Source organism: Alsobacter metallidurans (assembly GCF_014636935.1).
GTDB lineage: Bacteria > Pseudomonadota > Alphaproteobacteria > Rhizobiales > Beijerinckiaceae > Alsobacter > Alsobacter metallidurans.
This window is the reverse complement of the sequence record NZ_BMES01000002.1, coordinates 1,204,453-1,229,285: the sequence shown is the minus strand read 5'-3', so window position 1 is coordinate 1,229,285 and position 24,833 is coordinate 1,204,453. Positions and strand designations below refer to the sequence as shown.

Annotated in this window: 37 protein-coding genes; 35 read left to right on the top strand and 2 right to left on the bottom strand. The window is 65.2% G+C overall.

All coding sequences use genetic code 11. The annotated features are described in order from the left end of the window. Nucleotides 1–2 precede the first annotated feature (2 nt). From fusA to IEV99_RS16000, 33 genes are all read left to right on the top strand, one after another. Nucleotides 3–2,078 carry an elongation factor G gene (gene fusA / locus IEV99_RS16160; protein ID WP_188518777.1) on the top strand — a complete coding sequence of 692 codons (2,076 nt, stop codon included), beginning with the start codon at nucleotides 3–5 and terminating at the stop codon, nucleotides 2,076–2,078. Between the two features lie 57 nt (nucleotides 2,079–2,135). Then, nucleotides 2,136–3,326 (top strand): elongation factor Tu, encoded by a 1,191-nt coding sequence (tuf, locus tag IEV99_RS16155; RefSeq protein WP_188518776.1) that lies wholly within the window; start codon nucleotides 2,136–2,138, stop codon nucleotides 3,324–3,326. A 72-nt stretch (nucleotides 3,327–3,398) separates the two neighbouring features. Next, a complete protein-coding gene (gene rpsJ / locus IEV99_RS16150) occupies nucleotides 3,399–3,707 on the top strand; it encodes a 30S ribosomal protein S10 (RefSeq protein ID WP_188518775.1) in 309 nt (102 codons plus the stop codon). A gap of 28 nt (nucleotides 3,708–3,735) precedes the next feature. Next, on the top strand, nucleotides 3,736–4,461 hold the full coding sequence (gene rplC / locus IEV99_RS16145; protein ID WP_188518774.1) for a 50S ribosomal protein L3: 726 nt from the start codon (nucleotides 3,736–3,738) through the stop codon (nucleotides 4,459–4,461). Next, complete coding sequence (rplD, locus tag IEV99_RS16140; protein WP_188518773.1) at nucleotides 4,461–5,081, top strand: 50S ribosomal protein L4; 621 nt, start codon at nucleotides 4,461–4,463, stop codon at nucleotides 5,079–5,081. Before rplC ends, rplD begins: the two co-directional genes overlap by 1 nt. After that, nucleotides 5,078–5,374 carry a 50S ribosomal protein L23 gene (locus IEV99_RS16135; protein ID WP_188518772.1) on the top strand — a complete coding sequence of 99 codons (297 nt, stop codon included), beginning with the start codon at nucleotides 5,078–5,080 and terminating at the stop codon, nucleotides 5,372–5,374. Before rplD ends, IEV99_RS16135 begins: the two co-directional genes overlap by 4 nt. A gap of 17 nt (nucleotides 5,375–5,391) precedes the next feature. Beyond that, a complete protein-coding gene (gene rplB / locus IEV99_RS16130; RefSeq protein ID WP_188518771.1) occupies nucleotides 5,392–6,231 on the top strand; it encodes a 50S ribosomal protein L2 in 840 nt (279 codons plus the stop codon). An 11-nt stretch (nucleotides 6,232–6,242) separates the two neighbouring features. Next, nucleotides 6,243–6,521 carry a 30S ribosomal protein S19 gene (gene rpsS / locus IEV99_RS16125; RefSeq protein ID WP_188518770.1) on the top strand — a complete coding sequence of 93 codons (279 nt, stop codon included), beginning with the start codon at nucleotides 6,243–6,245 and terminating at the stop codon, nucleotides 6,519–6,521. A gap of 3 nt (nucleotides 6,522–6,524) precedes the next feature. Next, a complete protein-coding gene (gene rplV, locus IEV99_RS16120) occupies nucleotides 6,525–6,905 on the top strand; it encodes a 50S ribosomal protein L22 (protein WP_188518769.1) in 381 nt (126 codons plus the stop codon). 10 nt (nucleotides 6,906–6,915) lie between these two features. Then, nucleotides 6,916–7,623, top strand: a complete 708-nt coding sequence (rpsC, locus tag IEV99_RS16115) for a 30S ribosomal protein S3 (RefSeq protein ID WP_188518768.1) — start codon at nucleotides 6,916–6,918, stop codon at nucleotides 7,621–7,623. Nucleotides 7,624–7,647: 24 nt separating this feature from the next. Then, nucleotides 7,648–8,061: a 50S ribosomal protein L16 gene (rplP, locus tag IEV99_RS16110; RefSeq protein ID WP_188518767.1), complete on the top strand. Its 414-nt coding sequence runs from the start codon at nucleotides 7,648–7,650 to the stop codon at nucleotides 8,059–8,061. A 10-nt stretch (nucleotides 8,062–8,071) separates the two neighbouring features. After that, nucleotides 8,072–8,287, top strand: coding sequence for a 50S ribosomal protein L29 (gene rpmC, locus IEV99_RS16105; protein WP_188518766.1), 216 nt, complete (start codon nucleotides 8,072–8,074; stop codon nucleotides 8,285–8,287). A 10-nt stretch (nucleotides 8,288–8,297) separates the two neighbouring features. Further along, a complete protein-coding gene (gene rpsQ / locus IEV99_RS16100; RefSeq protein ID WP_188518765.1) occupies nucleotides 8,298–8,540 on the top strand; it encodes a 30S ribosomal protein S17 in 243 nt (80 codons plus the stop codon). Nucleotides 8,541–8,708: 168 nt separating this feature from the next. Continuing rightward, nucleotides 8,709–9,077, top strand: a complete 369-nt coding sequence (rplN, locus tag IEV99_RS16095; protein WP_188518764.1) for a 50S ribosomal protein L14 — start codon at nucleotides 8,709–8,711, stop codon at nucleotides 9,075–9,077. Further along, a complete protein-coding gene (gene rplX / locus IEV99_RS16090) occupies nucleotides 9,077–9,394 on the top strand; it encodes a 50S ribosomal protein L24 (protein ID WP_188518763.1) in 318 nt (105 codons plus the stop codon). Before rplN ends, rplX begins: the two co-directional genes overlap by 1 nt. Further along, nucleotides 9,387–9,953 carry a 50S ribosomal protein L5 gene (rplE, locus tag IEV99_RS16085; protein ID WP_188518762.1) on the top strand — a complete coding sequence of 189 codons (567 nt, stop codon included), beginning with the start codon at nucleotides 9,387–9,389 and terminating at the stop codon, nucleotides 9,951–9,953. Before rplX ends, rplE begins: the two co-directional genes overlap by 8 nt. Before the next feature lie 36 nt (nucleotides 9,954–9,989). Continuing rightward, nucleotides 9,990–10,295, top strand: a complete 306-nt coding sequence (rpsN, locus tag IEV99_RS16080; RefSeq protein ID WP_188518761.1) for a 30S ribosomal protein S14 — start codon at nucleotides 9,990–9,992, stop codon at nucleotides 10,293–10,295. 12 nt (nucleotides 10,296–10,307) lie between these two features. Next, nucleotides 10,308–10,706 carry a 30S ribosomal protein S8 gene (gene rpsH / locus IEV99_RS16075; RefSeq protein ID WP_188518760.1) on the top strand — a complete coding sequence of 133 codons (399 nt, stop codon included), beginning with the start codon at nucleotides 10,308–10,310 and terminating at the stop codon, nucleotides 10,704–10,706. Nucleotides 10,707–10,743: 37 nt separating this feature from the next. Further along, the gene (gene rplF / locus IEV99_RS16070) at nucleotides 10,744–11,277 is read left to right on the top strand and encodes a 50S ribosomal protein L6 (RefSeq protein WP_188518759.1); all 534 of its coding nucleotides are present in this window, start codon (nucleotides 10,744–10,746) and stop codon (nucleotides 11,275–11,277) included. A 9-nt stretch (nucleotides 11,278–11,286) separates the two neighbouring features. Beyond that, nucleotides 11,287–11,649, top strand: coding sequence for a 50S ribosomal protein L18 (gene rplR / locus IEV99_RS16065; protein ID WP_188518758.1), 363 nt, complete (start codon nucleotides 11,287–11,289; stop codon nucleotides 11,647–11,649). Between the two features lie 164 nt (nucleotides 11,650–11,813). Continuing rightward, a complete protein-coding gene (rpsE, locus tag IEV99_RS16060; protein WP_188518757.1) occupies nucleotides 11,814–12,383 on the top strand; it encodes a 30S ribosomal protein S5 in 570 nt (189 codons plus the stop codon). A gap of 12 nt (nucleotides 12,384–12,395) precedes the next feature. Continuing rightward, nucleotides 12,396–12,578, top strand: a complete 183-nt coding sequence (gene rpmD / locus IEV99_RS16055; RefSeq protein ID WP_188518756.1) for a 50S ribosomal protein L30 — start codon at nucleotides 12,396–12,398, stop codon at nucleotides 12,576–12,578. A gap of 12 nt (nucleotides 12,579–12,590) precedes the next feature. Further along, entirely contained in the window at nucleotides 12,591–13,073 is a 483-nt protein-coding gene (gene rplO / locus IEV99_RS16050; RefSeq protein ID WP_188518755.1) for a 50S ribosomal protein L15, read from the top strand. 119 nt (nucleotides 13,074–13,192) lie between these two features. Then, a complete protein-coding gene (gene secY, locus IEV99_RS16045) occupies nucleotides 13,193–14,527 on the top strand; it encodes a preprotein translocase subunit SecY (protein WP_188518754.1) in 1,335 nt (444 codons plus the stop codon). Beyond that, nucleotides 14,524–15,105: an adenylate kinase gene (locus IEV99_RS16040; RefSeq protein WP_188518753.1), complete on the top strand. Its 582-nt coding sequence runs from the start codon at nucleotides 14,524–14,526 to the stop codon at nucleotides 15,103–15,105. Before secY ends, IEV99_RS16040 begins: the two co-directional genes overlap by 4 nt. 247 nt (nucleotides 15,106–15,352) lie before the next feature. Further along, a complete protein-coding gene (gene rpsM, locus IEV99_RS16035; RefSeq protein ID WP_188518752.1) occupies nucleotides 15,353–15,721 on the top strand; it encodes a 30S ribosomal protein S13 in 369 nt (122 codons plus the stop codon). Nucleotides 15,722–15,880: 159 nt separating this feature from the next. Further along, nucleotides 15,881–16,270, top strand: coding sequence for a 30S ribosomal protein S11 (gene rpsK, locus IEV99_RS16030; protein ID WP_188518751.1), 390 nt, complete (start codon nucleotides 15,881–15,883; stop codon nucleotides 16,268–16,270). 124 nt (nucleotides 16,271–16,394) lie between these two features. Next, nucleotides 16,395–17,411 (top strand): DNA-directed RNA polymerase subunit alpha, encoded by a 1,017-nt coding sequence (locus IEV99_RS16025; RefSeq protein ID WP_188518750.1) that lies wholly within the window; start codon nucleotides 16,395–16,397, stop codon nucleotides 17,409–17,411. Between the two features lie 102 nt (nucleotides 17,412–17,513). Beyond that, a complete protein-coding gene (gene rplQ / locus IEV99_RS16020; RefSeq protein ID WP_188518749.1) occupies nucleotides 17,514–17,936 on the top strand; it encodes a 50S ribosomal protein L17 in 423 nt (140 codons plus the stop codon). Between the two features lie 151 nt (nucleotides 17,937–18,087). Further along, entirely contained in the window at nucleotides 18,088–19,506 is a 1,419-nt protein-coding gene (locus IEV99_RS16015; RefSeq protein WP_188518748.1) for a DegQ family serine endoprotease, read from the top strand. Between the two features lie 43 nt (nucleotides 19,507–19,549). Next, nucleotides 19,550–20,857: a replication-associated recombination protein A gene (locus IEV99_RS16010; RefSeq protein ID WP_188519698.1), complete on the top strand. Its 1,308-nt coding sequence runs from the start codon at nucleotides 19,550–19,552 to the stop codon at nucleotides 20,855–20,857. An 81-nt stretch (nucleotides 20,858–20,938) separates the two neighbouring features. After that, nucleotides 20,939–21,322, top strand: coding sequence for a fluoride efflux transporter CrcB (gene crcB, locus IEV99_RS16005; protein WP_188518747.1), 384 nt, complete (start codon nucleotides 20,939–20,941; stop codon nucleotides 21,320–21,322). Beyond that, on the top strand, nucleotides 21,319–22,686 hold the full coding sequence (locus IEV99_RS16000; RefSeq protein WP_188518746.1) for an RluA family pseudouridine synthase: 1,368 nt from the start codon (nucleotides 21,319–21,321) through the stop codon (nucleotides 22,684–22,686). Before crcB ends, IEV99_RS16000 begins: the two co-directional genes overlap by 4 nt. A 5-nt stretch (nucleotides 22,687–22,691) precedes the next feature. On the opposite strand, the gene IEV99_RS15995 is transcribed toward IEV99_RS16000, so the two are convergent. Together IEV99_RS15995 and IEV99_RS15990 are read right to left on the bottom strand one after the other, a co-directional pair. Then, nucleotides 22,692–22,868 (bottom strand): Flp family type IVb pilin, encoded by a 177-nt coding sequence (locus IEV99_RS15995; protein WP_188518745.1) that lies wholly within the window; start codon nucleotides 22,866–22,868, stop codon nucleotides 22,692–22,694. Nucleotides 22,869–22,920: 52 nt separating this feature from the next. Then, on the bottom strand, nucleotides 22,921–23,106 hold the full coding sequence (locus IEV99_RS15990) for a Flp family type IVb pilin (RefSeq protein WP_188518744.1): 186 nt from the start codon (nucleotides 23,104–23,106) through the stop codon (nucleotides 22,921–22,923). A gap of 150 nt (nucleotides 23,107–23,256) precedes the next feature. Here IEV99_RS15990 and IEV99_RS15985 point away from each other — a divergent pair, with 150 nt between their 5' ends. Both IEV99_RS15985 and IEV99_RS15980 read left to right on the top strand, forming a co-directional pair. Further along, nucleotides 23,257–23,970 carry an HAD-IA family hydrolase gene (locus tag IEV99_RS15985; protein ID WP_308469388.1) on the top strand — a complete coding sequence of 238 codons (714 nt, stop codon included), beginning with the start codon at nucleotides 23,257–23,259 and terminating at the stop codon, nucleotides 23,968–23,970. Nucleotides 23,971–24,011: 41 nt separating this feature from the next. After that, nucleotides 24,012–24,803, top strand: coding sequence for an ATP12 family chaperone protein (locus IEV99_RS15980; protein WP_188518742.1), 792 nt, complete (start codon nucleotides 24,012–24,014; stop codon nucleotides 24,801–24,803). The last annotated feature ends 30 nt before the right edge of the window (nucleotides 24,804–24,833 follow it).

The following is a 24,833-nucleotide window of genomic DNA, read 5'->3' as shown; positions in this document are numbered from 1 at the left end:
CAATGCCGCGCATTCACGCCATCGAGGACTATCGTAATTTCGGCATCATGGCCCACATTGATGCCGGGAAGACGACCACGACTGAGCGGATCCTCTACTACTCCGGCAAGTCCCATAAGATCGGCGAGGTGCACGAAGGCGCCGCGACGATGGACTGGATGGAGCAGGAGCAGGAGCGCGGCATCACCATTACGTCGGCGGCCACGACGACGTTCTGGAACGGCAAGCGCCTGAACATCATCGACACCCCCGGGCACGTCGACTTCACCATCGAGGTGGAGCGTTCGCTGCGCGTGCTGGACGGCGCCGTTTGCGTGCTGGACGGCAACCAGGGCGTCGAGCCGCAGACCGAGACGGTCTGGCGTCAGGCCGACAAGTACAACGTGCCGCGCATCGTGTTCGTCAACAAGATGGATAAGATCGGCGCGGACTTCTACAACTGCGTCGACGAGATCGTCACCCGCGTGGCCGGCAAGCCGGTCTGCATCCAGCTGCCGATCGGCTCCGAGAACAACTTCAAGGGCATCATCGACCTGGTGCGCATGAAGGCGGTTGTCTGGGAAGACGAGGGCCTGGGCGCGAAGTTCCACGACGAAGAGATCCCGGCTGACCTCGCCGACAAGGCCAAGGAATACCGCTTCAAGCTGGTCGAGGCCGCCGTCGAGCTCGACGACGACGCCATGGCGGCCTACCTGGACGGCCAGGAGCCGGACGAGGCGACCCTGAAGTCGCTGATCCGCAAGGCGGTCGTCGGCCGCGTGTGGAACCCGGTGCTGTGCGGCTCGGCCTTCAAGAACAAGGGCGTGCAGCCCTTGCTCGACGCGGTTGTCGACTACCTGCCTTCGCCGCTCGACCGCGAAGCCATTAAGGGCATCGACTTCAAGACCGAGGAAGAGACGGTTCGCACCGCTTCGGACGACGAGCCCTTCTCGCTGCTCGCGTTCAAGATCATGGACGACCCCTTCGTCGGCACCATCACGTTCTGCCGCATCTACTCCGGCAAGATCGAGTCCGGCACGACCGTGCTGAACTCGACCAAGGACAAGAAGGAGCGGATCGGCCGCATGCTGCTGATGCATGCGAACAACCGCGAAGACATCAAGGAGGCTTACGCCGGCGACATCGTCGCGATGGCTGGCCTCAAGGACACCCGCACGGGCGACACGCTCTGCGACATGAACAAGGCCGTGATCCTCGAGCGCATGGAGTTCCCTGCGCCCGTGATCGAGATGGCGATCGAGCCGAAGTCTAAGGCTGACCAGGAGAAGCTGGGCGTGGCCCTGGCCAAGCTCGTCGCCGAGGACCCGTCGTTCCGCGTGTCCACGGACTTCGAGTCCGGCCAGACCATCCTCAAGGGGATGGGCGAGCTGCATCTCGACATCAAGGTCGACATCCTGCGCCGCACCTACAAGGTCGACGCGAATGTGGGCGCCCCCCAGGTGGCGTACCGCGAGACGCTCTCGAAGAAGTACGAGATCGACTACACCCACAAGAAGCAGACCGGCGGCACGGGCCAGTTCGCCCGCGTGAAGTTCGTGGTTCAGCCCAACGAAGTCGGCAAGGGCTTCGAGTTCGTCTCGAAGATCGTCGGCGGCGCGGTGCCGAAGGAGTATCTCCCCGGCGTCGAGAAGGGCCTGGACAGCGTCATGAACTCGGGGCCGCTCGCCGGCTTCCCGGTGGTGGACGTGAAGGTGGAGCTGGTCGACGGCGCCTACCACGACGTCGACTCGTCGGCCCTGGCCTTCGAAATCGCGTCCCGCGCGGCGTTCCGTGAGGCCCTCCAGAAGGGCGGACCGGTGCTGCTTGAGCCGATCATGAAGGTCGAGGTCGTGACGCCGGAAGACTACACCGGCTCGGTCATCGGCGATCTCACAGGGCGTCGCGGGCAGATCCAGGGGCAGGACATGCGCGGCAACGCCGTCGTGATCAACGCCATGGTGCCGCTCGCCAACATGTTCCAGTACGTGAACACCCTTCGCTCGATGAGCCAGGGGCGCGCCTCGTACACGATGCAATTCGATCACTACGAGCAGGTTCCCTCGGCCATCGCCGCCGAGGTCCAGGCCAAGTACGCCTAACCGCATACCCCTGAACAGCTCGCCCATCTCTTCTCTTCGGATCCACGGAGCACGGCCATGGCCAAGGAAAAATTCGCGCGGACGAAGCCGCACTGCAACATCGGCACGATTGGTCACGTCGACCACGGCAAGACGTCGCTGACGGCGGCGATCACGAAGGTTCTGGCCGAGACGGGCGGCGCCACGTTCACGGCGTATGACCAGATCGACAAGGCGCCGGAAGAGAAGGCGCGCGGCATTACGATCTCGACCGCGCATGTGGAGTACGAGACCACGGCGCGCCACTACGCGCATGTGGATTGCCCCGGCCATGCCGACTACGTGAAGAACATGATCACGGGCGCGGCGCAGATGGACGGCGCGATCCTGGTGGTGTCGGCCGCCGACGGCCCGATGCCGCAGACGCGCGAGCACATCCTGCTCGCCCGCCAGGTCGGCGTTCCGGCGCTGGTGGTGTTCATGAACAAGGTCGACCTGGTGGACGACGAGGAGCTCATCGAGCTCGTCGAGATGGAAGTGCGCGAGCTTCTGTCGAAGTACGACTTCCCGGGCGACGACATCCCGATCGTGAAGGGCTCGGCCAAGGTGGCGCTGGACAACGGCGACAAGGCCGTGGGCCATGACGCGATCCTGAAGCTGATGCAGGCCGTGGATAGCTACATCCCGCAGCCGGAGCGTCCCAAGGACCAGCCGTTCCTGATGCCGGTGGAAGACGTGTTCTCGATCTCGGGCCGCGGCACCGTGGTGACGGGGCGCATCGAGCGCGGCGTCGTGAAGGTCGGCGAGGAAATCGAGATCATCGGCCTGAAGCCGACGATCAAGACCACGGTCACGGGCGTGGAAATGTTCCGCAAGCTGCTGGACCAGGGCGAGGCGGGCGACAATGTCGGCTGCCTGCTGCGCGGCACGAAGCGCGAGGAAGTCGAGCGCGGCCAGGTTCTGGCCAAGCCCGGCTCGGTGAAGCCGCACACGAAGTTCACGGCCGAAGCCTACATCCTGACCAAGGAGGAGGGCGGTCGCCACACCCCGTTCTTCACCAACTACCGGCCGCAGTTCTACTTCCGCACCACGGACGTGACCGGCATGGTGAAGCTGCCCGAGGGCACCGAGATGGTGATGCCGGGCGATAACGTCACCATGGAAGTCGAGCTGATCGCGCCCATCGCCATGGAGGAGAAGCTGCGCTTCGCCATCCGTGAAGGCGGCCGCACCGTCGGCGCCGGCGTGGTGGCCACCATCATCGCGTAACGATAAGGGCGCGTTCGCGACCTCGCGAGCGCGCCGACCATCCGCACGGGATCAGCCCGAGGGCAGACGACAATGAACGGCCAAAACATCCGAATCCGCCTCAAGGCGTTCGATCATCGCGTGCTCGACTCGTCGACTCGTGAGATCGTCTCGACTGCAAAGCGGACCGGAGCGCAGGTGCGGGGGCCCATTCCCCTTCCGACGCGTATCGAGAAATTCACAGTGAACCGCTCACCGCACGTCGACAAGAAGTCGCGTGAGCAGTTCGAGATCCGCACCCATAAGCGCGTGCTCGACATCCTCGACCCGACCCCCCAGACCGTCGATGCTTTGATGAAGCTCGACCTGGCGGCCGGCGTCGATGTCGAGATCAAGCTCTAAGGCCAGAGCGGGACACGGGGACCACACCATGCGGTCAGGCGTCATCGCCCAGAAACTCGGCATGACCCGCATCTTCACGGATGCAGGTGAACATGTGCCGGTCACCGTCCTCAAGCTGGACCACTGTCAGGTGGTCGGGCACAGGACGGAGGACAAGAACGGTTATACCGCGCTGCAAGTCGGCGCCGGCATGGCCAAGGTCAAGAACGTCTCCAAGGCGGAGCGCGGCAACTTCGCGATCGCCCAGGTGGAGCCGAAGCGCAAGCTCGTCGAGTTCCGCGTGTCCACGGACACGCTGATCCCGGTGGGTGCCGAAATCACGGCGGACCACTTCGTCGCTGGCCAGTTCGTCGATGTGACGGGCACCACAACGGGTAAGGGCTTCGCCGGCGGCATGAAGCGCTGGAACTTCGGCGGCCTTCGCGCCACCCACGGCGTGTCGGTCTCGCACCGCTCGCTGGGTTCGACGGGCGGTCGCCAGGATCCCGGCAAGACGTTCAAGAACAAGAAGATGGGCGGTCATCTCGGCGTCGAGCGCGTGACCACGCAGAACCTGCGTGTCGTGCAGACGGACGTCGAGCGCGGTCTGATCCTCGTCGAGGGCGCGGTTCCGGGCGTCAAGGGTGGTTGGATCTTCGTGCGGGACGCGGTTAAGCGCGCTCTCCCGGCCGAAGCTCCCAAGCCCGGCGCGTTCCGGATTCCGAACGGCTCCGAGACGGCGGCTCCCGCGACCGAAGGTCAGGAGAACGCGTGATGAAGCTCGATATCAAGAACTTCGAGGGCGGCGACGCCGGCTCGGTCGAGCTTTCGGACGAGATCTTCGGTCTCGAGCCGCGCCAGGACCTGATCCAGCGTTACGTGTTGTGGCAGCTCGCCAAGCGGCAGGCCGGCACTCACAAGACCAAGGGTCGCGCCGAGATCTGGCGGACCGGCAAGAAGCTCTACAAGCAGAAGGGCTCCGGCAATGCCCGCCACGGCTCGGCCCGCGTGCCGCAGTTCCGCGGCGGTGGTCGCGCCTTTGGTCCGGTTGTTCGCTCGCATGAGCACGACCTGCCCAAGAAGGTGCGTGCGCTGGCGCTTCGCCACGCTCTCTCGGCCAAGGCCCGGGACGGCGGCATCATGGTCGTCGACCAGGCCTCCGTGGCCGAGCCGAAGACCAAGGCGCTGCGCGATCGCTTCGCCGCCATGGGTCTCGGCAACGCGCTGATCATCGACGGCGCCGAGCTGAACCAGAACTTCGCGCTCGCTGCGCGGAACATCCCAAACATCGATGTCCTCCCGATCCAGGGCATCAACGTCTACGACATCCTGCGGCGCGACACGCTCGTGCTGACCAAGGCTGCTGTCGACGCGCTGGAGGCGCGCTTCAAATGAGCACCGATCCGCGTCACTACGACATCATTCTCGGCCCGGTGATCACCGAAAAGGCGACCAACCAGTCCGAGCAGAACAAGGTTGTCTTCAAGGTTCGCAAGGACGCCTCGAAGCCGCAGATCAAGGCGGCGGTCGAGAAGCTCTTCGACGTGAAGGTCGAGGCCGTGAACACGCTGGTCCGCAAGGGCAAGGTGAAGCGTTTCAAGGGCACGGTCGGCACGCAGTCGGACGTGAAGAAGGCCGTCGTGACCCTGGCCGATGGCCAGTCGATTGACGTCACGACCGGGCTTTGAGCGAGAGGTAAGGAACAATGGCGCTCAAAACCTTCAAGCCGACTACGCCGAGCCTTCGCCAGCTCGTCATCGTCGACCGCAGCGAGCTCTACAAGGGCAAGCCGGTCAAGACGCTGACCGAGGGCAAGTCTTCCGCGGGCGGCCGCAACAACACGGGTCGCATCACCGTCCGCTTCCGCGGCGGTGGCCACAAGCAGACCTACCGCATCGTCGACTTCCGCCGTCGCGAGAAGCTCGGCATGGCGGCCAAGGTGGAGCGGATCGAGTACGATCCGAACCGCACGGCCTTCATCGCCCTGCTGCGCTACGCCGACGACACGGTCGCCTACATCCTGGCGCCGCAGCGCCTGGCGGTGGGTTCCGAGGTGATCTCGGCCGAGCAGGCCGACATCAAGCCCGGCAACGCCATGGCGATCGGCAACATCCCGGTGGGCACGATCGTGCACAACGTGGAAATGAAGATCGGCAAGGGCGGCGCGATGGCGCGTTCGGCCGGCACCTACGCCCAGATCGTGGGCCGCGACCAGGGTTACGTCATCGTTCGCCTGAACTCGGGCGAGCAGCGGCTGATCCATGGCGGCTGCTTCGCGACCGTCGGCGCGGTGTCGAACCCCGATCACATGAACACCTCGATCGGCAAGGCCGGTCGTCAGCGTTGGCTCGGCCGGCGTCCGCACAACCGCGGCGTGACCATGAACCCGATCGACCATCCGCACGGCGGCGGCGAAGGCCGCACCTCGGGCGGCCGGCATCCGGTCACGCCCTGGGGCAAGCCGACCAAGGGCAAGAAGACGCGTTCGAACAAGCGGACCGACACCTTCATCGTGTCGTCCCGCCACGCCCGTAAGAAGAAGTAAGGGGGTCCACGATGACTCGTTCCGTTTGGAAGGGCCCGTTCGTCGACGGTTACCTCCTGAAGAAGGCGGATGCCGCGCGGGCCTCGACCCGCTCAGAGGTGATCAAGATCTGGAGCCGTCGTTCCACGATCCTGCCGCAGTTCGTCGGCCTCACCTTCGGCGTCTACAACGGCCAGAAGCATATCCCGGTGAATGTTTCCGAGGAGATGGTCGGCCACAAGTTCGGCGAGTTCGCGCCTACCCGTACCTTCTACGGGCATGCGGCGGACAAGAAGGCCAAGAGGCGCTAAGCCATGGGCAAGGCTGCAACACCCCGCGCGCTTCCGGATAATGAAGCGAAGGCCGTCGCCCGGATGCTCCGGGTGTCGCCGCAGAAATTGAACCTGGTCGCCGGTCTCATCCGGGGCAAGAAGGTCGCCACGGCGCTCGCTGACCTCGAATTCTCGAGGAAGCGCATCGCCAAGGACGTCCGGAAGTGCCTGGAGAGCGCCATCGCGAACGCCGAGAACAACCATGACCTGGACGTCGACGATCTCGTCGTCTCCCAGGCCTTCGTTGGCAAGGCGCTGGTGATGAAGCGCTTCCACGCCCGCGCCCGCGGTCGCGCCGGTCGTGTCGAGAAGCCTTTCTCGAACCTCACGATCATCGTGCGCGAAACCGAAGCCAAGGCCTGAGGAGAGACAGATGGGTCAGAAGGTCAATCCGATCGGCCTGCGCCTCGGCGTCAACCGCACGTGGGACAGCCGCTGGGTCGCCAGCAAGGGCGAGTACGGCCGTCTGCTGCACGAGGACATCGCGATCCGCAAGGCGCTGATGAAGTCGCTGAAGCAGGCCGCGATCTCGAAGATCGTCATCGAGCGCCCGCACAAGAAGTGCCGCGTCACGATCTACTCGGCTCGTCCGGGCGTCGTGATCGGCAAGAAGGGCGCCGACATCGAGAAGATGCGGAAGTCGGTCACCAAGATGACCCACTCTGAGGTCGTCATCAACATCGTCGAGGTGCGCAAGCCCGAGGTCGACGCCACCCTGGTGGCCGACTCGATCGCCCAGCAGCTCGAGCGTCGCGTGGCGTTCCGCCGCGCCATGAAGCGCGCCGTTCAGTCGGCGATGCGTCTGGGCGCCGAGGGCATCCGCATCAACTGCTCCGGCCGCCTTGGCGGCGCCGAAATCGCGCGCCAGGAATGGTACCGTGAGGGCCGCGTTCCGCTGCACACGCTGCGTGCGGACGTGGACTACGGAGTGGCGACGGCGTTCACCACCTACGGCACCTGCGGCATCAAGGTGTGGATCTTCAAGGGCGAGATCCTCGAGCACGACCCGATGGCTCAGGACAAGCGCATGGCCGACGAGGGTGGCCAGCGGTCCGGCGGTCGCCGCGATCACGCGGCCTGACGGATTGGTTGAGGAAACACAGAAATGCTTCAGCCCAAGAAGACCAAGTTCCGCAAGCAGTTCAAGGGTCGCATCAGCGGCGCTGCGAAGGGCGGAACGAACCTGGACTTCGGCCAGTTCGGCCTGAAAGCCATGGAACCGGAGCGCGTGACGGCTCGCCAGATCGAGGCCGCCCGCCGTGCGCTCACCCGTCACATGAAGCGCGCTGGTCGCGTCTGGATCCGCGTGTTCCCGGACGTTCCGGTGTCGTCGAAGCCGACCGAAGTGCGTATGGGTAAGGGCAAGGGCGCTCCCGAATTCTGGGCGTGCCGCGTCAAGCCCGGCCGCATCATGTTCGAGATCGACGGCGTGCCGGTCGACACGGCTCGCGAGGCGCTGACCTTGGCGGCCGCGAAGCTGCCGATCAAGACGCGCTTCATCCAGCGCATCGCCGAGTAAGGAGGGCGACATGAAACAGAAGCAGAGGCTCTCCGACCTCACTGCGATGTCGAAGGACCAGCTCCAGGACGAGCTCCTGAAGCTGAAGAAAGAGCAGTTCAACCTGCGTTTCCAGAAGGCCACCGGCCAGCTGGAGAACACGGGCCGCATCAAGGAGGTCCGTCGCGACATCGCGCGGATCAAGACCACGGCGGCTGCGAAGCTGGCCGAAGCTGGCAAGGCTTGAGGAGAGACCGATGCCGAAGCGCATTCTGCAGGGCGTCGTCGTCAGCGACAAGCAGGACAAGACCGTCGTCGTGAAGGTGGAACGCCGCTTCACGCATCCGCTTCTCAAGAAGACGGTGCGGCGGACGAAGAACTATCACGCTCACGACGAATCCAATAAGTACAAGACTGGCGACGAGGTCCGTATCGAGGAATCGAAGCCGATCTCGAAGCTGAAGACCTGGATCGTGGTCGACACCGCGACCGCGTCCTAAAACTAAATCCGATTTTCCTGACATTTCGCCGCGCTGAGGGGTTCCCTTCGGCGCGGAAAAATGCTCTTGGAAGCACGCACAAACGGGGGACGCAGATCCCCGTCAGGCGAAGTCCGGCGAGCCTGAGATCGCCGGAAACCGGTCTGAGACACAGAAAGGATCAAGACCATGATCCAGATGCAGACGAATCTCGACGTCGCCGATAATTCGGGCGCCCGTCGTGTGATGTGCATCAAGGTCCTCGGCGGCTCCAAGCGCAAGTACGCTGGAGTTGGTGACGTCATCGTCGTTTCCGTGAAGGAGGCGATTCCGCGCGGCCGCGTGAAGAAGGGCGACGTCATGAAGGCGATCGTCGTGCGCACCGCGAAGGACATCAAGCGTCCCGACGGTTCGGTGATCCGCTTCGACCGCAATGCGGCCGTGCTGATCAACAACCAGAAGGAGCCGATCGGCACCCGCATCTTCGGACCGGTGCCCCGCGAGCTCCGCGCCAAGAACCACATGAAGATCATCTCACTCGCGCCCGAGGTGTTGTGATGGCCGCGAAGATCAAGAAGGGCGACAAGGTCGTCGTCATCACCGGCCGTGACCAGGGCAAGACTGGGGAAGTCGTGCAGGTGATGCCCAAGGAGACCCGGGCCATCGTGCGCGGCGTCAACCTGGTGAAGAAGCATCAGCGCCAGACCGCGAACCAGGAAGGCGGGATCATCTCGAAAGAGGCGACCATCCACCTGTCGAACCTCGCGGTTGTCGACCCGAAGGACGGCAAGCCGACCCGGGTTGGTTTCAAGGTGCTCGAGGACGGGCGCAAGGTGCGTTTCGCCAAGCGTTCGGGAGATCTGATCGATGGCTAACGTGAACATTGCGGGCGACGAGCCCCGCCTGCGCAAGATCTACGCCGAAGTGGTGCGGCCGAAGCTCATCGAGGAGTTCGGCTACAAGAACATCATGGAAGTGCCGACCATCGAGAAGGTCGTGCTGAACATGGGTGTCGGCGAAGCCACCCAGGACACCAAGAAGGTGCAGTCGGCCGCGGCCGATCTCGCCCTGATCGCCGGCCAGAAGCCGGTGATCACCAAGGCCCGCAAGGCGATCGCGACCTTCAAGGTCCGTGAGAACATGCCGATCGGCGCCAAGGTGACGCTCCGCAAGGTGCGGATGTACGAGTTCCTCGACCGTCTCGTAAACATCGCCCTGCCGCGCGTCCGCGACTTCCGGGGCCTGAACCCCAAGTCGTTCGACGGCCGGGGGAACTACGCGATGGGCATCAAGGAGCACATCATCTTCCCGGAGATCAACTACGACAAGGCCGAGGCCGTGTGGGGCATGGACATCATCGTCTGCACCACCGCCAAGACCGACGACGAGGCTCGCGCCCTGCTGCGCGCCTTCAACTTCCCGTTCCGGCAGTAAGAGCTCGCTCTTAAACGCGGAAACCAGGAGAAACAGATGGCCAAGAAGAGCTCTGTCGAGAAGAACAAGCGCCGCATGCGCCTCGTGAAGCAGTTCGCGGGCAAGCGGACGCGCCTTCTCGAAGTCGCGAACGACGAGTCCAAGTCCATGGAGGAGCGCTTCGAGGCGCGCCTCAAGCTCGCCGAGCTGCCGCGCAACGCGAACCCGACCCGCGTGCGCAACCGCTGCGAGGTGACGGGCCGTCCGCGCGCCTATTATCGCAAGTTGAAGATGTCCCGCATTGCGCTGCGCGAGCTCGGCTCGCAGGGCGTGATCCCGGGTCTGACCAAGTCGAGCTGGTGAGGAGGACCGACCATGGCGATCAATGATCCCGTTGGTGACATGCTCACCCGCATCCGTAACGCCCAGCTGCGCCGCAAGGGCTCGGTGAACACGCCCGGCTCCAAGCTCCGCGCGCGCGTTCTCGACGTCTTGCAGTCGGAAGGCTACATCCGCGGCTATTCGACGACCGAGTACGGCAACGGCCGTACGGAGTTCGAGATCGAGCTCAAGTATTTCGACGGCGCCCCGGTGATCCGCGAAATCGCTCGCGTGTCGAAGCCTGGCCGTCGCGTGTACTCCGCAGTCGACGCGATGCCGCGCGTGGCCAATGGCCTCGGCATCACGATCATCTCCACGCCGCAGGGCGTCATGGCCGATCATGAGGCCCGGGAGAAGAACGTCGGCGGCGAAGTGCTCTGCACGGTCTTCTGATCGGCTTCAGGCGCAACGCAGTCACGGGGAGACCACAATGTCTCGTATTGGAAAGAAGCCCGTTGCGGTGCCGGCCGGTGTTACGGCCAGCCTCGACGGCAACCTGGTGAAGGTCAAGGGCTCGAAGGGCGAACTGTCCTTCCTGGCGCCCGAGGACGTCACCGTCACACTGGACGACGGCGCGATCTCGGTCACGCCGCGCACCGAGACGAAGCGCGCCCGGGCGATGTGGGGCATGTCCCGCTCGCAGGTCGCGAACCTCATCGAGGGCGTGAGCAAGGGCTACGAGAAGAAGCTCGACATCACCGGCGTGGGCTACAAGGCCGCGGTCGCCGGCAAGGTGTTGAAGCTGTCGCTCGGCTACAGCCACGACATTGACTACGAAATCCCGGCCGGCATCGCGATCGTGACGCCCAAGCCGACGGAGATCGTCGTCACGGGCATCGACAAGCAGCGCGTGGGACAGACCGCCGCCGAGATCCGCGACTTCCGCGGTCCGGAGCCCTACCAGGGCAAGGGCGTTCGTTACTCGGGCGAGTTCATCTTCCGCAAGGAAGGCAAGAAGAAGTAAGGATCGGCCATGCCTAAGAACATCAAGGCCGCCGAGCGCCGTCTGGCTCGTGTGCGCCGTTCCCTTAAGAAGGTCTCCAGCGGGCGTCCGCGCCTGTCGGTGTTCCGCTCTTCCAAGCAGATCTACGCCCAGGTCATCGACGACGCGAACGGGGTCACCCTCGCGGCGGCTTCGACGATGGAAAAGGACGTCAAGTCGGGCCTGAAGACGGGCGCCGACATCTCGGCCGCCGCCGCCGTGGGCAAGCTCGTCGCCGAGCGCGCCAAGGCTGCGGGCGTCGAGCAGGTCGTGTTCGACCGCGGCTCCTACATGTACCACGGCCGCGTCAAGGCGCTCGCCGAGGCGGCCCGCGAAGGCGGTCTGGACTTCTGATCCGCGGGCTGCGCCCATGGCGCGGCCAGTGATCTTCATCGAGAAATGCGCGATGGCCACCCGAAGAGGGTGGCCTTCCGCCGTCGGGCCCTGTAAAGGGTGCGACCATCAATCGAGCGAGCGGCGGGCCCGGAGGGTTCGTCCGCGCAAGTGAGAGAGACACAATGGCTAGAGAACCCCACGGGCGTCAGGGCGGCCGGGATCGCGAAGAGCGCGATTCCGAATTCGTCGACCGCCTCGTCCACATCAATCGCGTCGCCAAGGTGGTGAAGGGCGGCCGTCGCTTCGGTTTCGCCGCTCTCGTCGTCGTCGGCGATCAGAAGGGCCGCGTCGGCTTCGGCCACGGCAAGGCTCGCGAAGTGCCGGAAGCCATCCGCAAGGCTACGGAAGCCGCCAAGCGCGCGCTGATCCGCGTGCCGCTGCGCGAGGGCCGGACCCTGCATCACGACGTCGCCGGCCGCCATGGCGCCGGCAAGGTGATCCTGCGCGCGGCTCCGGCCGGCACGGGCATCATCGCGGGCGGCCCGATGCGCGCCGTCTTCGAGGCCGTCGGCATGCACGACGTCGTGTCGAAGTCGCTCGGCTCGTCAAACCCCTACAACCTCGTCCGCGCGACCTTCGACGCTCTCAAGAGCGAAGATTCGCCGCGTTCGGTCGCGGCTCGCCGCGGCCTCAAGGTCAGCGTCCTCCAGGCTCGCCGCGGCGATTCTGACGGCGCCGGCGCCGACGCGTAAGGGGAGGCATCCATGGCTGACAAGACCGTAACGGTCGAACAGACCGGTTCCCCGATCCGTCGCGAGGCGTCGCAGCGTGCGACCCTTGTGGGCCTCGGGCTGAACAAGATCCGCCGCCGCTCGACCTTGACCGACACCCCTTCGGTGCGCGGCATGATCGAGAAGGTCAAGCACCTCGTGCGCGTCGTCGAGTGAGGAGCGCGGACCATGAAGCTCAACGAAATCTCCGATAACGAAGGCGCCAAGAAGGGCCGTATGCGCGTTGGACGCGGCATCGGCTCCGGCAAGGGCAAGACCGGCGGACGCGGCGTGAAGGGTCAGAAGGCCCGCACCGGCGTCGCCGTAAAGGGCTTCGAGGGCGGCCAGATGCCGCTCTATCGTCGCCTGCCCAAGCGCGGCTTCTGGAACCCCTTCTCCAACGATTTGAACGAGGTGAACCTCGGCCGGATCCAGGAAGCGGTTGACGCCAAGAAGCTTGACGCCGGCCAGCCTGTCACCGTCGAGGCGCTCGTCGCCGCCGGCGTGGTCTCCAAGCCGCGCGACGGCGTGAAGATCCTTGGCATGGGCGAGCTCACCACGACGCTCTCCTTCGAAGTGTTCGGCGCGTCGAAGTCGGCGCAGGCCGCCATCGAGAAGGCTGGGGGATCGCTGAAGATCCTCGCGGCCGCCGTGGCGGAATCGGCGGCCTGATCCTATCTAGGATCAGCTCGTGATTGAGATCGCCGGGCGGCGGACCATGTCCGCATCGCCCGGCGTTTGCATTTTCGGGGGCCGCGTGTCCCCACTCCTTTCCGATATCGGAGCGCAGTATGGCATCCGCGGCTGAACAGCTTGCAGCGAACCTGAATTTCGGAGCCCTGGCGAAGGCCGACGAGCTCAAGAAGCGGATCTGGTTCACGCTGGGCGCCCTGATCGTGTATCGGCTCGGCACCTACATCCCGCTGCCGGGCATCAACATCGATGCGCTGAACGACATCTTCAAGCAGCAGCAGCAGGGCGTGCTGGGGCTGTTCAACATGTTCTCCGGCGGCGCCGTGGGCCGCCTCGCGATCTTCGCGCTGAACATCATGCCGTACATCTCGGCCTCCATCATCATCCAGCTGCTGACGTCCATCGTCCCGAGCCTGGAAGCGCTGAAGAAGGAAGGCGAGGGCGGCCGCAAGATCATCAACCAGTACACGCGCTACCTCACGGTCGTGCTCGCGACGTTCCAGGCCTACGGGATCGCCAAGGGCCTGCAGGGCTCGGGCAACGTGGTTGCCGATCCCGGCCTGTTCTTCGAGGTCTCGACCACCATCACGCTGGTCGGTGGCACCATGTTCCTGATGTGGCTCGGCGAGCAGATCACGGCGCGCGGCATCGGCAACGGCTCGTCGCTGATCATCTTCGCCGGCATCGTCGCCGAGTTGCCCTCCGCGATCGTCGGCACCCTCGAGCTCGGCCGGCAGGGCGCGGTCTCGACCCTGCTGATCCTCGGCGTGCTGGTGATGTCGGCGGCCGTGATCGCCTTCATCGTGTTCATGGAGAGGGCGCAGCGCCGGCTGCTGATCAATTATCCGAAGCGCCAGGTCGGCAACCGCGTCTATGAGGGGCAGACCTCGTTCCTGCCGCTGAAGCTCAACACGTCGGGCGTCATCCCGCCGATCTTCGCGTCGTCGCTGCTGCTGCTTCCGACCACCATCGCGGGCTTCTCGGCCCAGCAGGGCGGAACCGGCTTCCTCGCCAATGTGTCCGCCTATCTCGGCCATGGCCGGCCGCTGTTCATGCTAGCCTACGCGGCGCTGATCATCTTCTTCGCGTTTTTCTACACCGCGATCGTGTTCAACCCGCAGGAGACCGCGGACAACCTGAAGAAGCATGGCGGCTTCATCCCGGGCATCCGGCCCGGCGAGCGCACGGCCGATTTCATCGACAAGGTGCTGACCCGCATCACGGTTCTGGGCGCCGGCTACCTCGTCATCATCTGCATGTTGCCCGAACTGCTGATTTCGCAATTCGCTCTGCCGTTCTATTTCGGTGGCACGTCGCTTCTCATTGTGGTGAGCGTGACGATGGATACCGTGGCGCAGGTCCACGGCCATCTCTTGGCCCATCAGTATGAGGGCTTGGTGAAGAAGGCGAAGCTGCGGGGGAGGCGTCGTTGAGATTGATTCTGTTGGGGCCGCCGGGGGCGGGCAAAGGCACTCAGGCTGTGCGGCTGGTGGAGCGGCTGGGCATTCCCCAGCTCTCGACGGGCGACATGCTGCGCGCGGCGGTTTCGGCGGAGACGCCGATAGGCCTCAAGGCCAAGGCGGTGATGGAGTCGGGCGGGCTGGTCTCGGACGACATCGTGATCGGCATCGTGGCCGATCGCATCGAAGAGGCGGACGCCAAGCGGGGCTTCATCCTTGACGGCTTCCCGCGCACGGTCGCGCAAGCCGAAGCCCTGGACCAGATGCTCGAGGCGAAGGGCCTCAAGCTCGACGCTGTGGTGGAGCTCGTCGTCGACCAGAACGCGCTGGTGCACCGCATCGTCAAGCGCGCCGAGGAGACGGCCGCGGCCGGCCTGCCGGTGCGCAAGGACGATGACCCGGAGGTCTTCAAGACCCGCCTCGCGGCTTACAACCGCGACACCGCCGTCGTCTCTCCCTATTACGAGGAGACGAACCGTCTGAAGCGCATCGACGGCATGCAGCCGATCGACAGCGTCACGCAGGCCGTGAAGGACGCGATTGGAGGGTAGGGCCTCGCCGGCTAGGTCAGCTTTGCTTGACACCGCCGGCCCGATCCCCTAACCACCCGTTCATCCGGTTTCACGAATTGGACTCCCGAGGCCTCCCGGCGGGGCGGCGGGGGTCTGTTTGTTTGTGAAGCCAACCGCGCAGGGGCCGGCCTCCACCGGACGCGCGGAACATCAACCGCCGGGGAAACCCCGGCCGGGGCGAGAGCCCTGAAACGGGCGCGAGCCCGGCAACATGGAGACGGCCGAAATGGCACGTATCGCAGGCGTCAACATCCCGACGAACAAGCGCGTCGTGATCGCTCTTCAGTACATCCACGGCATCGGCGCGCGGAAGGCCGAGGAGATCACCACCGCACTCAGCATCCCAGCCGAGCGCCGCGTCGCGCAGCTGACCGACAACGAAGTTCTTCAGATCCGCGAGATGATCGACCGCGACTACACGGTCGAGGGCGATCTTCGCCGCGAAGTGGCGATGAACATCAAGCGCCTGATGGATCTGGGCTGCTACCGCGGCCTGCGCCATCGCCGCAACCTGCCGGTCCGCGGCCAGCGCACGCACACCAATGCGCGCACCCGCAAGGGCAAGTCCAAGCCGATCGCCGGCAAGAAGAAGTAATTCTCGGGCGCCTTCGGGCCGCCTGATCCCGATCTGGACCGCGAGCCTTAAGGTTCGCAATCCATGGAGGGCTGCGAGCCTGAAGGCTCGCGGTCCGAATTCCCGACCACCTCCATCCCGAGCGCCTGGCATGACGGGCGCGCAAGAAGGATCAAGACCATGGCCAAGGAAGCAACACGCGTTCGTCGTCGCGAACGCAAGAACATCGTGTCGGGCGTCGCTCACGTGAACGCCTCGTTCAACAACACGATGATCACGATCACGGACGCGCAGGGCAACACCATCGCCTGGTCGTCGGCCGGCATGATGGGCTTCAAGGGCTCGCGCAAGTCGACCCCGTACGCCGCCCAGGTGGCCGCCGAGGACGCAGGCCGCAAGGCCGCCGAGCACGGCATGCGCACCCTTGAAGTCGAAGTCACGGGTCCGGGTTCGGGCCGTGAGTCGGCGCTGCGCGCGCTGCAGGCCGCCGGCTTCACGGTGACCTCCATCCGCGACGTGACGCCGATTCCTCACAACGGCTGCCGTCCGCGCAAGCGTCGTCGCGTCTGACACTTGAAACGTCTGCGTCTCCCCGTCCGACGGGCCGGGGAGACGTTTCCATGCGTCATCGTGAACGCGGGGCCAGGGTCGACGGACCGATATGCCTCGCGCTCTTTCATGAGGGACAACACCCGTGATCCAGAAGAATTGGCAAGACCTGATCAAGCCGGGCAAGCTCGAAGTCACTCCGGGCGACGACGGCAAGCGGGTGGCCACGCTCGTGGCCGAGCCGCTCGAGCGCGGCTTTGGCGTGACGCTCGGCAACGCCCTGCGCCGCATCCTCCTCTCCTCGCTCCAGGGCGCGGCGATCACCTCCGTCCATATCGACGGCGTGCTGCACGAGTTCTCGTCCATTCCGGGCGTGCGTGAGGACGTCACCGACATTGTCCTGAACATCAAGGCGATCTCGATCAAGATGCAGGCCGAGGGCATGAAGCGCCTGACGCTGCGCAAGCAGGGCCCCGGCCAGGTCAAGGCCGGCGACATCCAGACCCCTGGCGATTGCCAGATCCTGAACCCCGAGCTCGTGATCTGCACCCTCGACGAGGGCGCGGAGATCCGCATGGAGTTCACGGTCAAGATGGGCAAGGGCTACGTTGCGGCCGACCGCAACCGTCCGGAAGACGCGCCGATCGGCCTGATCCCGGTCGACAGCCTCTACTCGCCCGTCAAGAAGGTCAGCTACCGCGTCGAGAACACCCGCGAGGGCCAGATCCTCGACTATGATAAGCTGACGCTGGTCGTTGAGACCAACGGCGGCGTGTCGCCTGAGGATTCGGTGGCCTACGCCGCCCGCATCCTTCAGGACCAGCTCGAAGTGTTCGTGAACTTCGAGGAGCCGCGTCGCGAGGAAGAAAAGACCGCGATGCCGGAGCTCGCCTTCAACCCGGCGCTGCTCAAGAAGGTCGACGAGCTGGAGCTTTCGGTCCGTTCGGCGAACTGCCTGAAGAACGACAACATCGTCTACATCGGCGACCTGATCCAGAAGACCGAGGCGGAGATGCTCCGCACCCCGAACTTCGGCCGCAAGTCGCTGAACGAGATCAAGGAAGTGCTCGCCGGCATGGGCTTGCATCTCGGCATGGAAATCGCCGGCTGGCCGCCGGAGAACATCGAAGAGCTGGCCAAGCGCTTCGAAGAGCACTACTGAGCCAACCGTTCTGCCGGGCGGGCGACGGATCAACCGTCGCCTGACCCATAATGAAGACGGCCGACCCGTGGCACGGCGGCCGAATTATCAAGGAGAGATCCTATGCGCCATGGATTTAGGGGCCGCCGGTTCAACCGCTCGGCCGAGCACCGCAAGGCCATGTTTGCGAACATGTGCCAGGCTCTGATCAAGCACGAGCAGATCATCACCACGCTGCCGAAGGCCAAGGACCTGCGTCCAGTCATCGAGAAGCTGGTGACGCTCGGCAAGCGCGGCGACCTGCACGCCCGCCGCCAGGCGATCGCGCAGATCAAGGACGTACAGCTCGTCAAGAAGCTCTTCGACGTGCTGGGCCCGCGCTACAAGGAGCGTCCGGGCGGCTACACGCGCATCATGAAGGCCGGCTTCCGCTTCGGCGACAACGCGGACATGGCGGTAATCGAGTTCGTGGATCGCGACGTCGACGCCCGCGGCCAGGATTCGGGCCCGAGCATGCTGACCGAGACGGTGGAAGAAGCCGCGTAAGCGCCTCTCCATTCATTGACACGTTCACGGGCGGCCTTTGGCCGCCCGTTTGCGTTCGGATGGGGTCGCGCGGTATGCGCCAACACCCTTTCTCCCGGCCGGGCGCCTCGCTATATCCGGCTCACCATCAACCCTGGACGGGAAGCAGCCGATGCGCACGATGATCAAGGCCCTGCTCGCGCTGGCGGCGCTTGGCGTGGCGGCCGGAGGCGCCCAAGGCCAGACGATCGCGCCGCAGGGCCGTATCCCGGATACGCAGGCGCAGATGAAGATGAGCTTCGCGCCGCTCGTTCACCGGGTGAAGCCGGCGGTCGTCAACGTCTATGCGAGCCGCGTGGAAAAGATGCCGCGCAATCCGTTGATGGACGATCCGTTTTTCCGCCGGTTCTTTGGCGGGGGCGACCAGGGCGCGCCGCGCGAGCGGACGCAGCGCTCGCTTGGCTCGGGCGTGATCGTGGATTCCAGCGGCTTCGTGGTCACCAACCAGCACGTCATCGAGGGAATGACGGAGGTGAAGGTCGCACTGTCTGACAAGCGGGAGTTCGAGGCGGATATCGTTCTGCGCGACCCCCGAACTGATCTGGCCATCCTGAAGATCAAATCGTCCGAGCCCTTCACGGCGCTGGATCTTGGCGATTCCGACGCGCTGGAGGTCGGCGACCTCGTGCTGGCGGTCGGCAATCCATTCGGCGTCGGCCAAACGGTGACGTCCGGCATCGTGTCGGCGCTAGCGCGCACGCAGGTCGGTGTCTCCGACTACCAGTTCTTTATTCAGACAGACGCGGCCATCAACCCGGGCAACTCCGGCGGCGCTCTTGTGGATGTCAACGGCCGGCTCATCGGCGTCAACACGGCCATCTTCTCGCAGTCGGGCGGCAGCCATGGCATCGGCTTCGCAATTCCGTCCAACATGGTCAAAGTCGTGGTCGCGTCGGCCCGCAGCGGTGGCAAGAGCGTGCGACGTCCCTGGTTCGGCGGCAAGCTGCAGGCCGTCTCGTCTGATCTCACCGAGAGCCTTGGGCTCGATCGTCCGATCGGAGCGCTGGTCGCTTCGGTGGTCGACAAGAGCCCGGCCTCCGAAGCGGGGCTGAAGGCGGGCGACGTAATCCTTTCCGTTGACGGGCAGGAGGTCGACGATCCGGACGGCTTCGGCTTTCGTTTCGCAACGAAGCCGCTTGGCGGGACGGCGACGCTTACCGTGCTGCGTGGCGGCAAGAAGCTGACGGTTCCGGTCAAGCTCAGCGTGGCCCCGGAAACCCGTCCGCGCGACACCGTCGTCCTGAAGGGCCGCTGGCCGCTCGCCGGCGCCACGGTGATGAATGCCTCGCCGGCTGTCGCTGAGGAATTGTCAGCCGAAATCGGCGTCAATGGCGTGATCGTCGCCGACATCGCGCAGGGCTCCCCCGCGGCCGAACTCGGCCTCAAGAAGGGCGATGTCATCCTGGAGGTCGACGAGAACAAGGTCGCAACGACGCGTGACCTCGAGAAGTTAGCCAAGCCGCGGCAGTACTACTGGAAGTTGGTGGTGCAGCGCGCCGGTGAGGTGTTGACCACGGCGGTAGGCGGCTGACGCCGCGCTGGCGCACGCCGTCCGTCGTCGTTATCTCTGCATGATGTCCAACCTCTTTGAAGCCGCTGGCCTGGAGAAAGGCGCGCCCCGGCCGCTGGCCGACCGGCTGCGGCCGACCATGCTGGGCGAGGTCGTCGGCCAGGACCATCTGGTCGGCGCCGACGGCGCCCTCACGCGGCTCATCGAGTCGGGTTCGCTCGGATCGCTGATCTTCTGGGGGCCGCCCGGCACCGGCAAGACCACCGTGGCGCGGCTGCTCGCGCATGAGACGACGCTGCATTTCGAGCCGATCTCGGCGATCTTCACCGGCGTCGCCGACCTCAAGAAGGTGTTCGAGGCCGCACGTGGACGTCGCTCCACCGGGCGCGGCACGCTTTTGTTCGTTGACGAGATCCACCGGTTCAACCGCTCGCAGCAGGACGCCTTCCTGCCCGTGATGGAAGACGGAACCATCACGCTGGTGGGCGCCACCACCGAAAATCCATCTTTCGAGCTCAACGCGGCGCTGCTGTCCCGCGCGCGGGTCCTGACGTTCCGGTCGCTGGACGAGGACGCCGTCGCGCGGCTGCTCGCCCACGCCGAGGAGGTCGAAGGCCGCAAGCTGCCGCTGGACGAAGACGCCCGGGTGGCGCTGGTCGGCATGGCGGATGGGGACGGGCGCGCGGCCCTGACGCTCGCAGAGGAAATCTGGCGAGCCGCCAAACCCGGCGAAAACTTCGACGCCGTCGGCCTGTCGCGGATTGTGCAGCGCCGCGCCCCGATCTACGACAAGGGCCAGGACGGGCACTACAACCTTATCAGCGCGCTGCACAAGACCGTGCGGGGGTCCGACCCGGACGCGGCGCTCTACTATCTGGCCCGCATGCTCGACGCCGGCGAGAACCCGCTCTACATCGGCCGCCGCCTCGTCCGCATGGCGGTGGAAGACATCGGCCTGGCCGACCCGCAGGCGCTCGTGATCTGCAATGCGGCCAAGGACGCGTACGATTATCTCGGCTCGCCGGAGGGCGAACTCGCGCTCGCGCAGGCCACCGTCTATCTGGCGACGGCGCCCAAATCGAACGCCGTCTACAAGGCCTACAAGGCTGCGCTGCGCACCGCCAAGGAGCACGGCTCGCTCACGCCGCCAAAAACCATCCTGAACGCGCCCACCAAGCTGATGAAGCAGGAGGAATACGGCGCCGGCTACCGCTATGACCATGACGAGCCGGACGCCTTCTCGGGCCAGGATTACTGGCCGGACAAGCTGGGACGGCAGCAGTTTTACGAGCCCGTGGAGCGCGGGTTCGAGCGTGAGGTCGGCAAGCGCATGGAGTGGTGGCGCAAGTTGCGCGGCGAGCGCGGCGAGTAGGCGCGAGGCGCCCGGGGTGTTCAGACCGCCGCGACTTTGCTAGGTACCCTCCTGTGCGCCGAGCGCCGGAATGGACCTCCCATGCAATCGACCCTTCTTGTTTTCCTCGGCGGCGGTATCGGGGCCGCCATGCGGCATGGCGTCAACATGGCGGTCACGCGCGTGGCCGGAACGGCATTCCCGTGGCACACGCTGCTGATCAACGTGGCGGGATCTACTGCGATGGGCCTGCTGATCGGTTGGCTGGCGTTTCGGGCTGACGCGTCGTGGTCGCAGCCGGCGAGGCTGTTTCTCACCACCGGCATCTGCGGCGGGTTCACGACCTTTTCGGCTTTCTCGCTCGACGCCGTCTTTCTTTGGGAGCGCGGCGCTGGCGGCGCGGCCGCGGCCTATGTTGGCGCTTCGGTGATCTTGTCCATCCTGGGCCTCGCAGGCGGCCTTGCCCTCGTCAGGAGTTTTACATGAGCAAGGGCGGACCCAAGCGTCCCGGCGCCACGGGCGGCCGTGCAGGGCGCGTGAAGCCCGGCTCGGGCCCACGCACGGCTGCAGGCGGCCCGCGTCCAGCGCGTCCCGCGTCCCGCAGCGCCGCTGCAGCCCCTTCTGGCCGACCGCCCCGCAAGGCTAGTATCGACGGAGGGCGCGCCAGGAGCTTCGCACCGGACGACGTCGCCGCGCGCGAGATGCCGACCGAGGGCCAGGCGCCGCGCCGCACAAAGGGCTGGGCGCCGTCCCAGAACCAGGCGCGGACCGAGCGGCGGGCGCGGGAAAGAGCGGTAGAGCAGCAGCCCGAGCAGGAGGCTCCGGTCGAGGTGGTCGCCGAAGAGGCGGTGATGACCAAGGTCCAGACCGTCACGGTGACGGCGGACGAGGCCGGGATGCGGATTGACCGTTTTCTCGAGGCGCGGTTCCCGGGCCTGTCTTTCAGCCATATTCAACGCGTGGTCCGCAAGGGCGAGTTGCGCGTCAACGGCAAACGGGCGGAAACCAAGGACAGGCTGGAGGAGGGACAGGCGGTGCGCATCCCGCCGCTGTCGCTGACGCCGCCCAAAACCGGCCCCCGCGCTTCGAAGGCCGACGAGGAAACGCGAGCCTACCTGAAGTCGATCACCCTCTACGAGGATGACGACATGCTTGTGATCGACAAGCCCATGGGCCTTGCCGTGCAAGGCGGCTCGGGCATGACCAACCACGTCGACAAGATGCTGGAGGCGCTTACCGACTCCAAGGGCCAGACGCCCCGGCTGGTGCATCGCCTTGATCGCGATACGTCAGGGTGCCTGGTGATCGCCAAGACCCGCTTTGCGGCGTCCGCGCTGGCCAAGAGCTTCCGCTCGCGCGACACACGCAAAACCTACTGGGCGCTGGTGGCCGGCGTGCCTCGCGTAAAGCAGGGACGGATCTCGACCTACCTCGCAAAGGGTGAGGACGAGGATGGCGACGCCAAGATGCATGTCGCCAAGCACGGCGCCGAGGGCGCGACGCATGCGGTGACATATTACGCGGTGGTAGAGACGGCGGCCCAGAAGCTCGCCTGGCTGTCGCTGAAGCCGGTAACCGGACGCACTCACCAATTGCGCGCGCATACGGTGCACATCGGGCACCCGATCGTGGGCGATCCCAAGTATTTCGATATCGAGAACTGGGAATTGCCAGGCGGCATTCAGAACAGGCTTCATTTGTTGGCGCGGCGGATCGTGATCCCGCATCCGCGCTCGGGCAAGCCGGTGGACGTCACGGCGCCGTTGCCGCCGCACATGCGCCAAAGCTGGAACCTGCTGGGGTTCGACACGGCGCGGTATGACCCGATCGAGGATGCGCCGGAGTTGTAGAGCCGTTACTTCGTGCCTTCGAGGGCGGTTTTGCCCGCAAATTCCAGCGAATTGGCGATTGCGTTTTTCGCATATTGCATAGCGGGGAACAGCACCATGACGATGCAGGCGATGATCAGCCCATACTCCATGGCCGTCGTTCCGCGCTCGTCGTCAACAAAACTCTTTGTGTGCTTCAGCATACCAACCCCCGATGTGGCCCCGGCTTTCGCCGGGGCCGTCGATCGGTTCAGATCAGCAAGTGCCGTCCGAGCAGGCGTTGACCTTCGATCCGATGTTGTTGAACGTGGTCGAGAGATTGTTCCGGAGACCGGACAGAGCCGTGATAATGCCAACGGCAACCAGGCCAGCAATCAGGCCGTACTCGATGGCGGTCGCGCCGGACTCGTTCTGGATGAAAGACTTGAAAATGCTGGTCATTGCGTTAGCTCCTGTTTGCATCTGCCATTCGTTGTGGCATGAGTTGACTATAGGTATCAGGATTTAACCGATCGTATCTTCGGCCTTGCTCAGCTCATTTCACCCGGTTCAGCCTGTTTTGTGGTGAGCTAATCGTAAATGTACTTTAAGTTGTACACAGGTTGTGGGTACAACCACTTGTGGCGTAACGAGGAACCACCCGCGTTGCTTTTCGTCTTGTTTGATTTGGACGGCACTTTGGTGGACAGCCGGGAGTCGATCCTGATGTCCCACCAAGAAGCATTCGCTGCGGCAGGTCTGCTGTCGCCGGCCAGCGCCGAGTTGCTGGCCCTGGTGGGGCTGTCGTTGCGCCCGACGTTTCAGCGCCTCGTGGGCGACGAGGGGCCCGTCGACCAGCTGGTCGCTCTCTATCGCGAGGCGTTCCGTCGGCGAGTGTCTGCGCCGGGGTATCGGGAAACGGTTTTCGCCGGAGCCGACGAGATCCTGCGCAACCTGTCCGCCAAGGCGCAGGTTAAGCTTGGCGTTGCGACGGGTAAATCGCGGCGAGGGGTGGACCGCATCCTGGTCGGGCATGGCTGGGGCGAGCTCTTCGTCACCGTACAGACCGCCGACGATGCGCCCTCGAAGCCCGATCCCGCGATGGCGCTGCAAGCCATGGCGGCGGCCGGCGCCAGGCCTCACGAGACCATCATGGTCGGCGACACCACTTTCGACATGCTGATGGGCAAGGCGGCCGGCGCCAGGGCCATTGGGGTGAGCTGGGGCCATCATCCGCCCGACGCGCTCCTGGAGGCCGGGGCGGAAACGGTGGTCGAGAGTTTCGCCGAACTCGAAAGGTCGCTTTGGGGTGGCTCGCGGCGCTGATCGGGCTGGACAACGTCGCCCGGGGACGCCATGTCCCGGCCATGTCGAACGATCAGAACGCCTGGTTCCCTGACGCCAATGGCCACAATCCGGTGCGCGCCGCGCGATCGGCCTCCGCGGCGCCGTCCTTGCCGCGACGCTTCTACAAGGAGGCGAGCGTGGTCGAGAAGGACGGCGGCTTCGTCCTCACCCTGGACGGACGCCCGGCGCGCACGCCGGCCAAGGCGCCTCTCGCGCTGCCGAACCGGCACGCCGGAGAGGCCGTGGCCGGCGAATGGGCGGCGCAGGGTAATGAGATCAACCCCGCGACCATGCCGATGACCAAGCTGGTCAACAGCGGCATCGACGGCGTGGCGCGCATGCGCGATGACGTCGTGGACGAAATCGTCCGCTATGCCGGGTCCGATCTGCTCTGCTATAGGGCCGGCGAGCCGCCCCGCTTGGTGCGGCGACAGGCCGAGGCGTGGGATCCTGTGCTGGACTGGGCGCGCGAGGATCTGGGCGCACGGTTTTTCCTGGCCGAAGGCGTCATGTTCATCGAGCAGCCGTCAAGCGCGCTGGATGCGGTTCGGCGCGAGGTTGCGGCTGTACGCGATCCGATCGCGCTCGCGGCGCTCTCCACCATCACAAGCCTCACTGGTTCCTCGTTGCTCGCCGTCGCGGTGGCGCGCGGGCGGCTCACGCCTGCCCAGGCCTGGGCGGCCGCGCATTTGGACGAAGACTTTCAGATGGAAGTCTGGGGCCTCGACGATGATGCGCTTGAGCGTCGGGCCAAGCGCTGGGGCGAGATGGAAGCGGCCGCCACATTGCTGCGCCTGATCCATTCTGCGTGAGCGGAGCGCCAATGGGGCTGCCTTGGCGGT

What these genes read in the sequence shown, in the direction of transcription:
- fusA (WP_188518777.1), top strand. Translation starts at nt 3, where the DNA reads ATGCCGCGCATTCACGCCATCGAGGACTATCGTAATTTCGGCATCATG.
- tuf (WP_188518776.1), top strand. Translation starts at nt 2,136, where the DNA reads ATGGCCAAGGAAAAATTCGCGCGGACGAAGCCGCACTGCAACATCGGC.
- rpsJ (WP_188518775.1), top strand. Translation starts at nt 3,399, where the DNA reads ATGAACGGCCAAAACATCCGAATCCGCCTCAAGGCGTTCGATCATCGC.
- rplC (WP_188518774.1), top strand. Translation starts at nt 3,736, where the DNA reads ATGCGGTCAGGCGTCATCGCCCAGAAACTCGGCATGACCCGCATCTTC.
- rplD (WP_188518773.1), top strand. Translation starts at nt 4,461, where the DNA reads ATGAAGCTCGATATCAAGAACTTCGAGGGCGGCGACGCCGGCTCGGTC.
- IEV99_RS16135 (WP_188518772.1), top strand. Translation starts at nt 5,078, where the DNA reads ATGAGCACCGATCCGCGTCACTACGACATCATTCTCGGCCCGGTGATC.
- rplB (WP_188518771.1), top strand. Translation starts at nt 5,392, where the DNA reads ATGGCGCTCAAAACCTTCAAGCCGACTACGCCGAGCCTTCGCCAGCTC.
- rpsS (WP_188518770.1), top strand. Translation starts at nt 6,243, where the DNA reads ATGACTCGTTCCGTTTGGAAGGGCCCGTTCGTCGACGGTTACCTCCTG.
- rplV (WP_188518769.1), top strand. Translation starts at nt 6,525, where the DNA reads ATGGGCAAGGCTGCAACACCCCGCGCGCTTCCGGATAATGAAGCGAAG.
- rpsC (WP_188518768.1), top strand. Translation starts at nt 6,916, where the DNA reads ATGGGTCAGAAGGTCAATCCGATCGGCCTGCGCCTCGGCGTCAACCGC.
- rplP (WP_188518767.1), top strand. Translation starts at nt 7,648, where the DNA reads ATGCTTCAGCCCAAGAAGACCAAGTTCCGCAAGCAGTTCAAGGGTCGC.
- rpmC (WP_188518766.1), top strand. Translation starts at nt 8,072, where the DNA reads ATGAAACAGAAGCAGAGGCTCTCCGACCTCACTGCGATGTCGAAGGAC.
- rpsQ (WP_188518765.1), top strand. Translation starts at nt 8,298, where the DNA reads ATGCCGAAGCGCATTCTGCAGGGCGTCGTCGTCAGCGACAAGCAGGAC.
- rplN (WP_188518764.1), top strand. Translation starts at nt 8,709, where the DNA reads ATGATCCAGATGCAGACGAATCTCGACGTCGCCGATAATTCGGGCGCC.
- rplX (WP_188518763.1), top strand. Translation starts at nt 9,077, where the DNA reads ATGGCCGCGAAGATCAAGAAGGGCGACAAGGTCGTCGTCATCACCGGC.
- rplE (WP_188518762.1), top strand. Translation starts at nt 9,387, where the DNA reads ATGGCTAACGTGAACATTGCGGGCGACGAGCCCCGCCTGCGCAAGATC.
- rpsN (WP_188518761.1), top strand. Translation starts at nt 9,990, where the DNA reads ATGGCCAAGAAGAGCTCTGTCGAGAAGAACAAGCGCCGCATGCGCCTC.
- rpsH (WP_188518760.1), top strand. Translation starts at nt 10,308, where the DNA reads ATGGCGATCAATGATCCCGTTGGTGACATGCTCACCCGCATCCGTAAC.
- rplF (WP_188518759.1), top strand. Translation starts at nt 10,744, where the DNA reads ATGTCTCGTATTGGAAAGAAGCCCGTTGCGGTGCCGGCCGGTGTTACG.
- rplR (WP_188518758.1), top strand. Translation starts at nt 11,287, where the DNA reads ATGCCTAAGAACATCAAGGCCGCCGAGCGCCGTCTGGCTCGTGTGCGC.
- rpsE (WP_188518757.1), top strand. Translation starts at nt 11,814, where the DNA reads ATGGCTAGAGAACCCCACGGGCGTCAGGGCGGCCGGGATCGCGAAGAG.
- rpmD (WP_188518756.1), top strand. Translation starts at nt 12,396, where the DNA reads ATGGCTGACAAGACCGTAACGGTCGAACAGACCGGTTCCCCGATCCGT.
- rplO (WP_188518755.1), top strand. Translation starts at nt 12,591, where the DNA reads ATGAAGCTCAACGAAATCTCCGATAACGAAGGCGCCAAGAAGGGCCGT.
- secY (WP_188518754.1), top strand. Translation starts at nt 13,193, where the DNA reads ATGGCATCCGCGGCTGAACAGCTTGCAGCGAACCTGAATTTCGGAGCC.
- rpsM (WP_188518752.1), top strand. Translation starts at nt 15,353, where the DNA reads ATGGCACGTATCGCAGGCGTCAACATCCCGACGAACAAGCGCGTCGTG.
- rpsK (WP_188518751.1), top strand. Translation starts at nt 15,881, where the DNA reads ATGGCCAAGGAAGCAACACGCGTTCGTCGTCGCGAACGCAAGAACATC.
- rplQ (WP_188518749.1), top strand. Translation starts at nt 17,514, where the DNA reads ATGCGCCATGGATTTAGGGGCCGCCGGTTCAACCGCTCGGCCGAGCAC.
- IEV99_RS16015 (WP_188518748.1), top strand. Translation starts at nt 18,088, where the DNA reads ATGCGCACGATGATCAAGGCCCTGCTCGCGCTGGCGGCGCTTGGCGTG.
- IEV99_RS16010 (WP_188519698.1), top strand. Translation starts at nt 19,550, where the DNA reads ATGTCCAACCTCTTTGAAGCCGCTGGCCTGGAGAAAGGCGCGCCCCGG.
- crcB (WP_188518747.1), top strand. Translation starts at nt 20,939, where the DNA reads ATGCAATCGACCCTTCTTGTTTTCCTCGGCGGCGGTATCGGGGCCGCC.
- IEV99_RS16000 (WP_188518746.1), top strand. Translation starts at nt 21,319, where the DNA reads ATGAGCAAGGGCGGACCCAAGCGTCCCGGCGCCACGGGCGGCCGTGCA.
- IEV99_RS15995 (WP_188518745.1), bottom strand. Translation starts at nt 22,868, where the DNA reads ATGCTGAAGCACACAAAGAGTTTTGTTGACGACGAGCGCGGAACGACG.
- IEV99_RS15990 (WP_188518744.1), bottom strand. Translation starts at nt 23,106, where the DNA reads ATGACCAGCATTTTCAAGTCTTTCATCCAGAACGAGTCCGGCGCGACC.
- IEV99_RS15980 (WP_188518742.1), top strand. Translation starts at nt 24,012, where the DNA reads ATGTCGAACGATCAGAACGCCTGGTTCCCTGACGCCAATGGCCACAAT.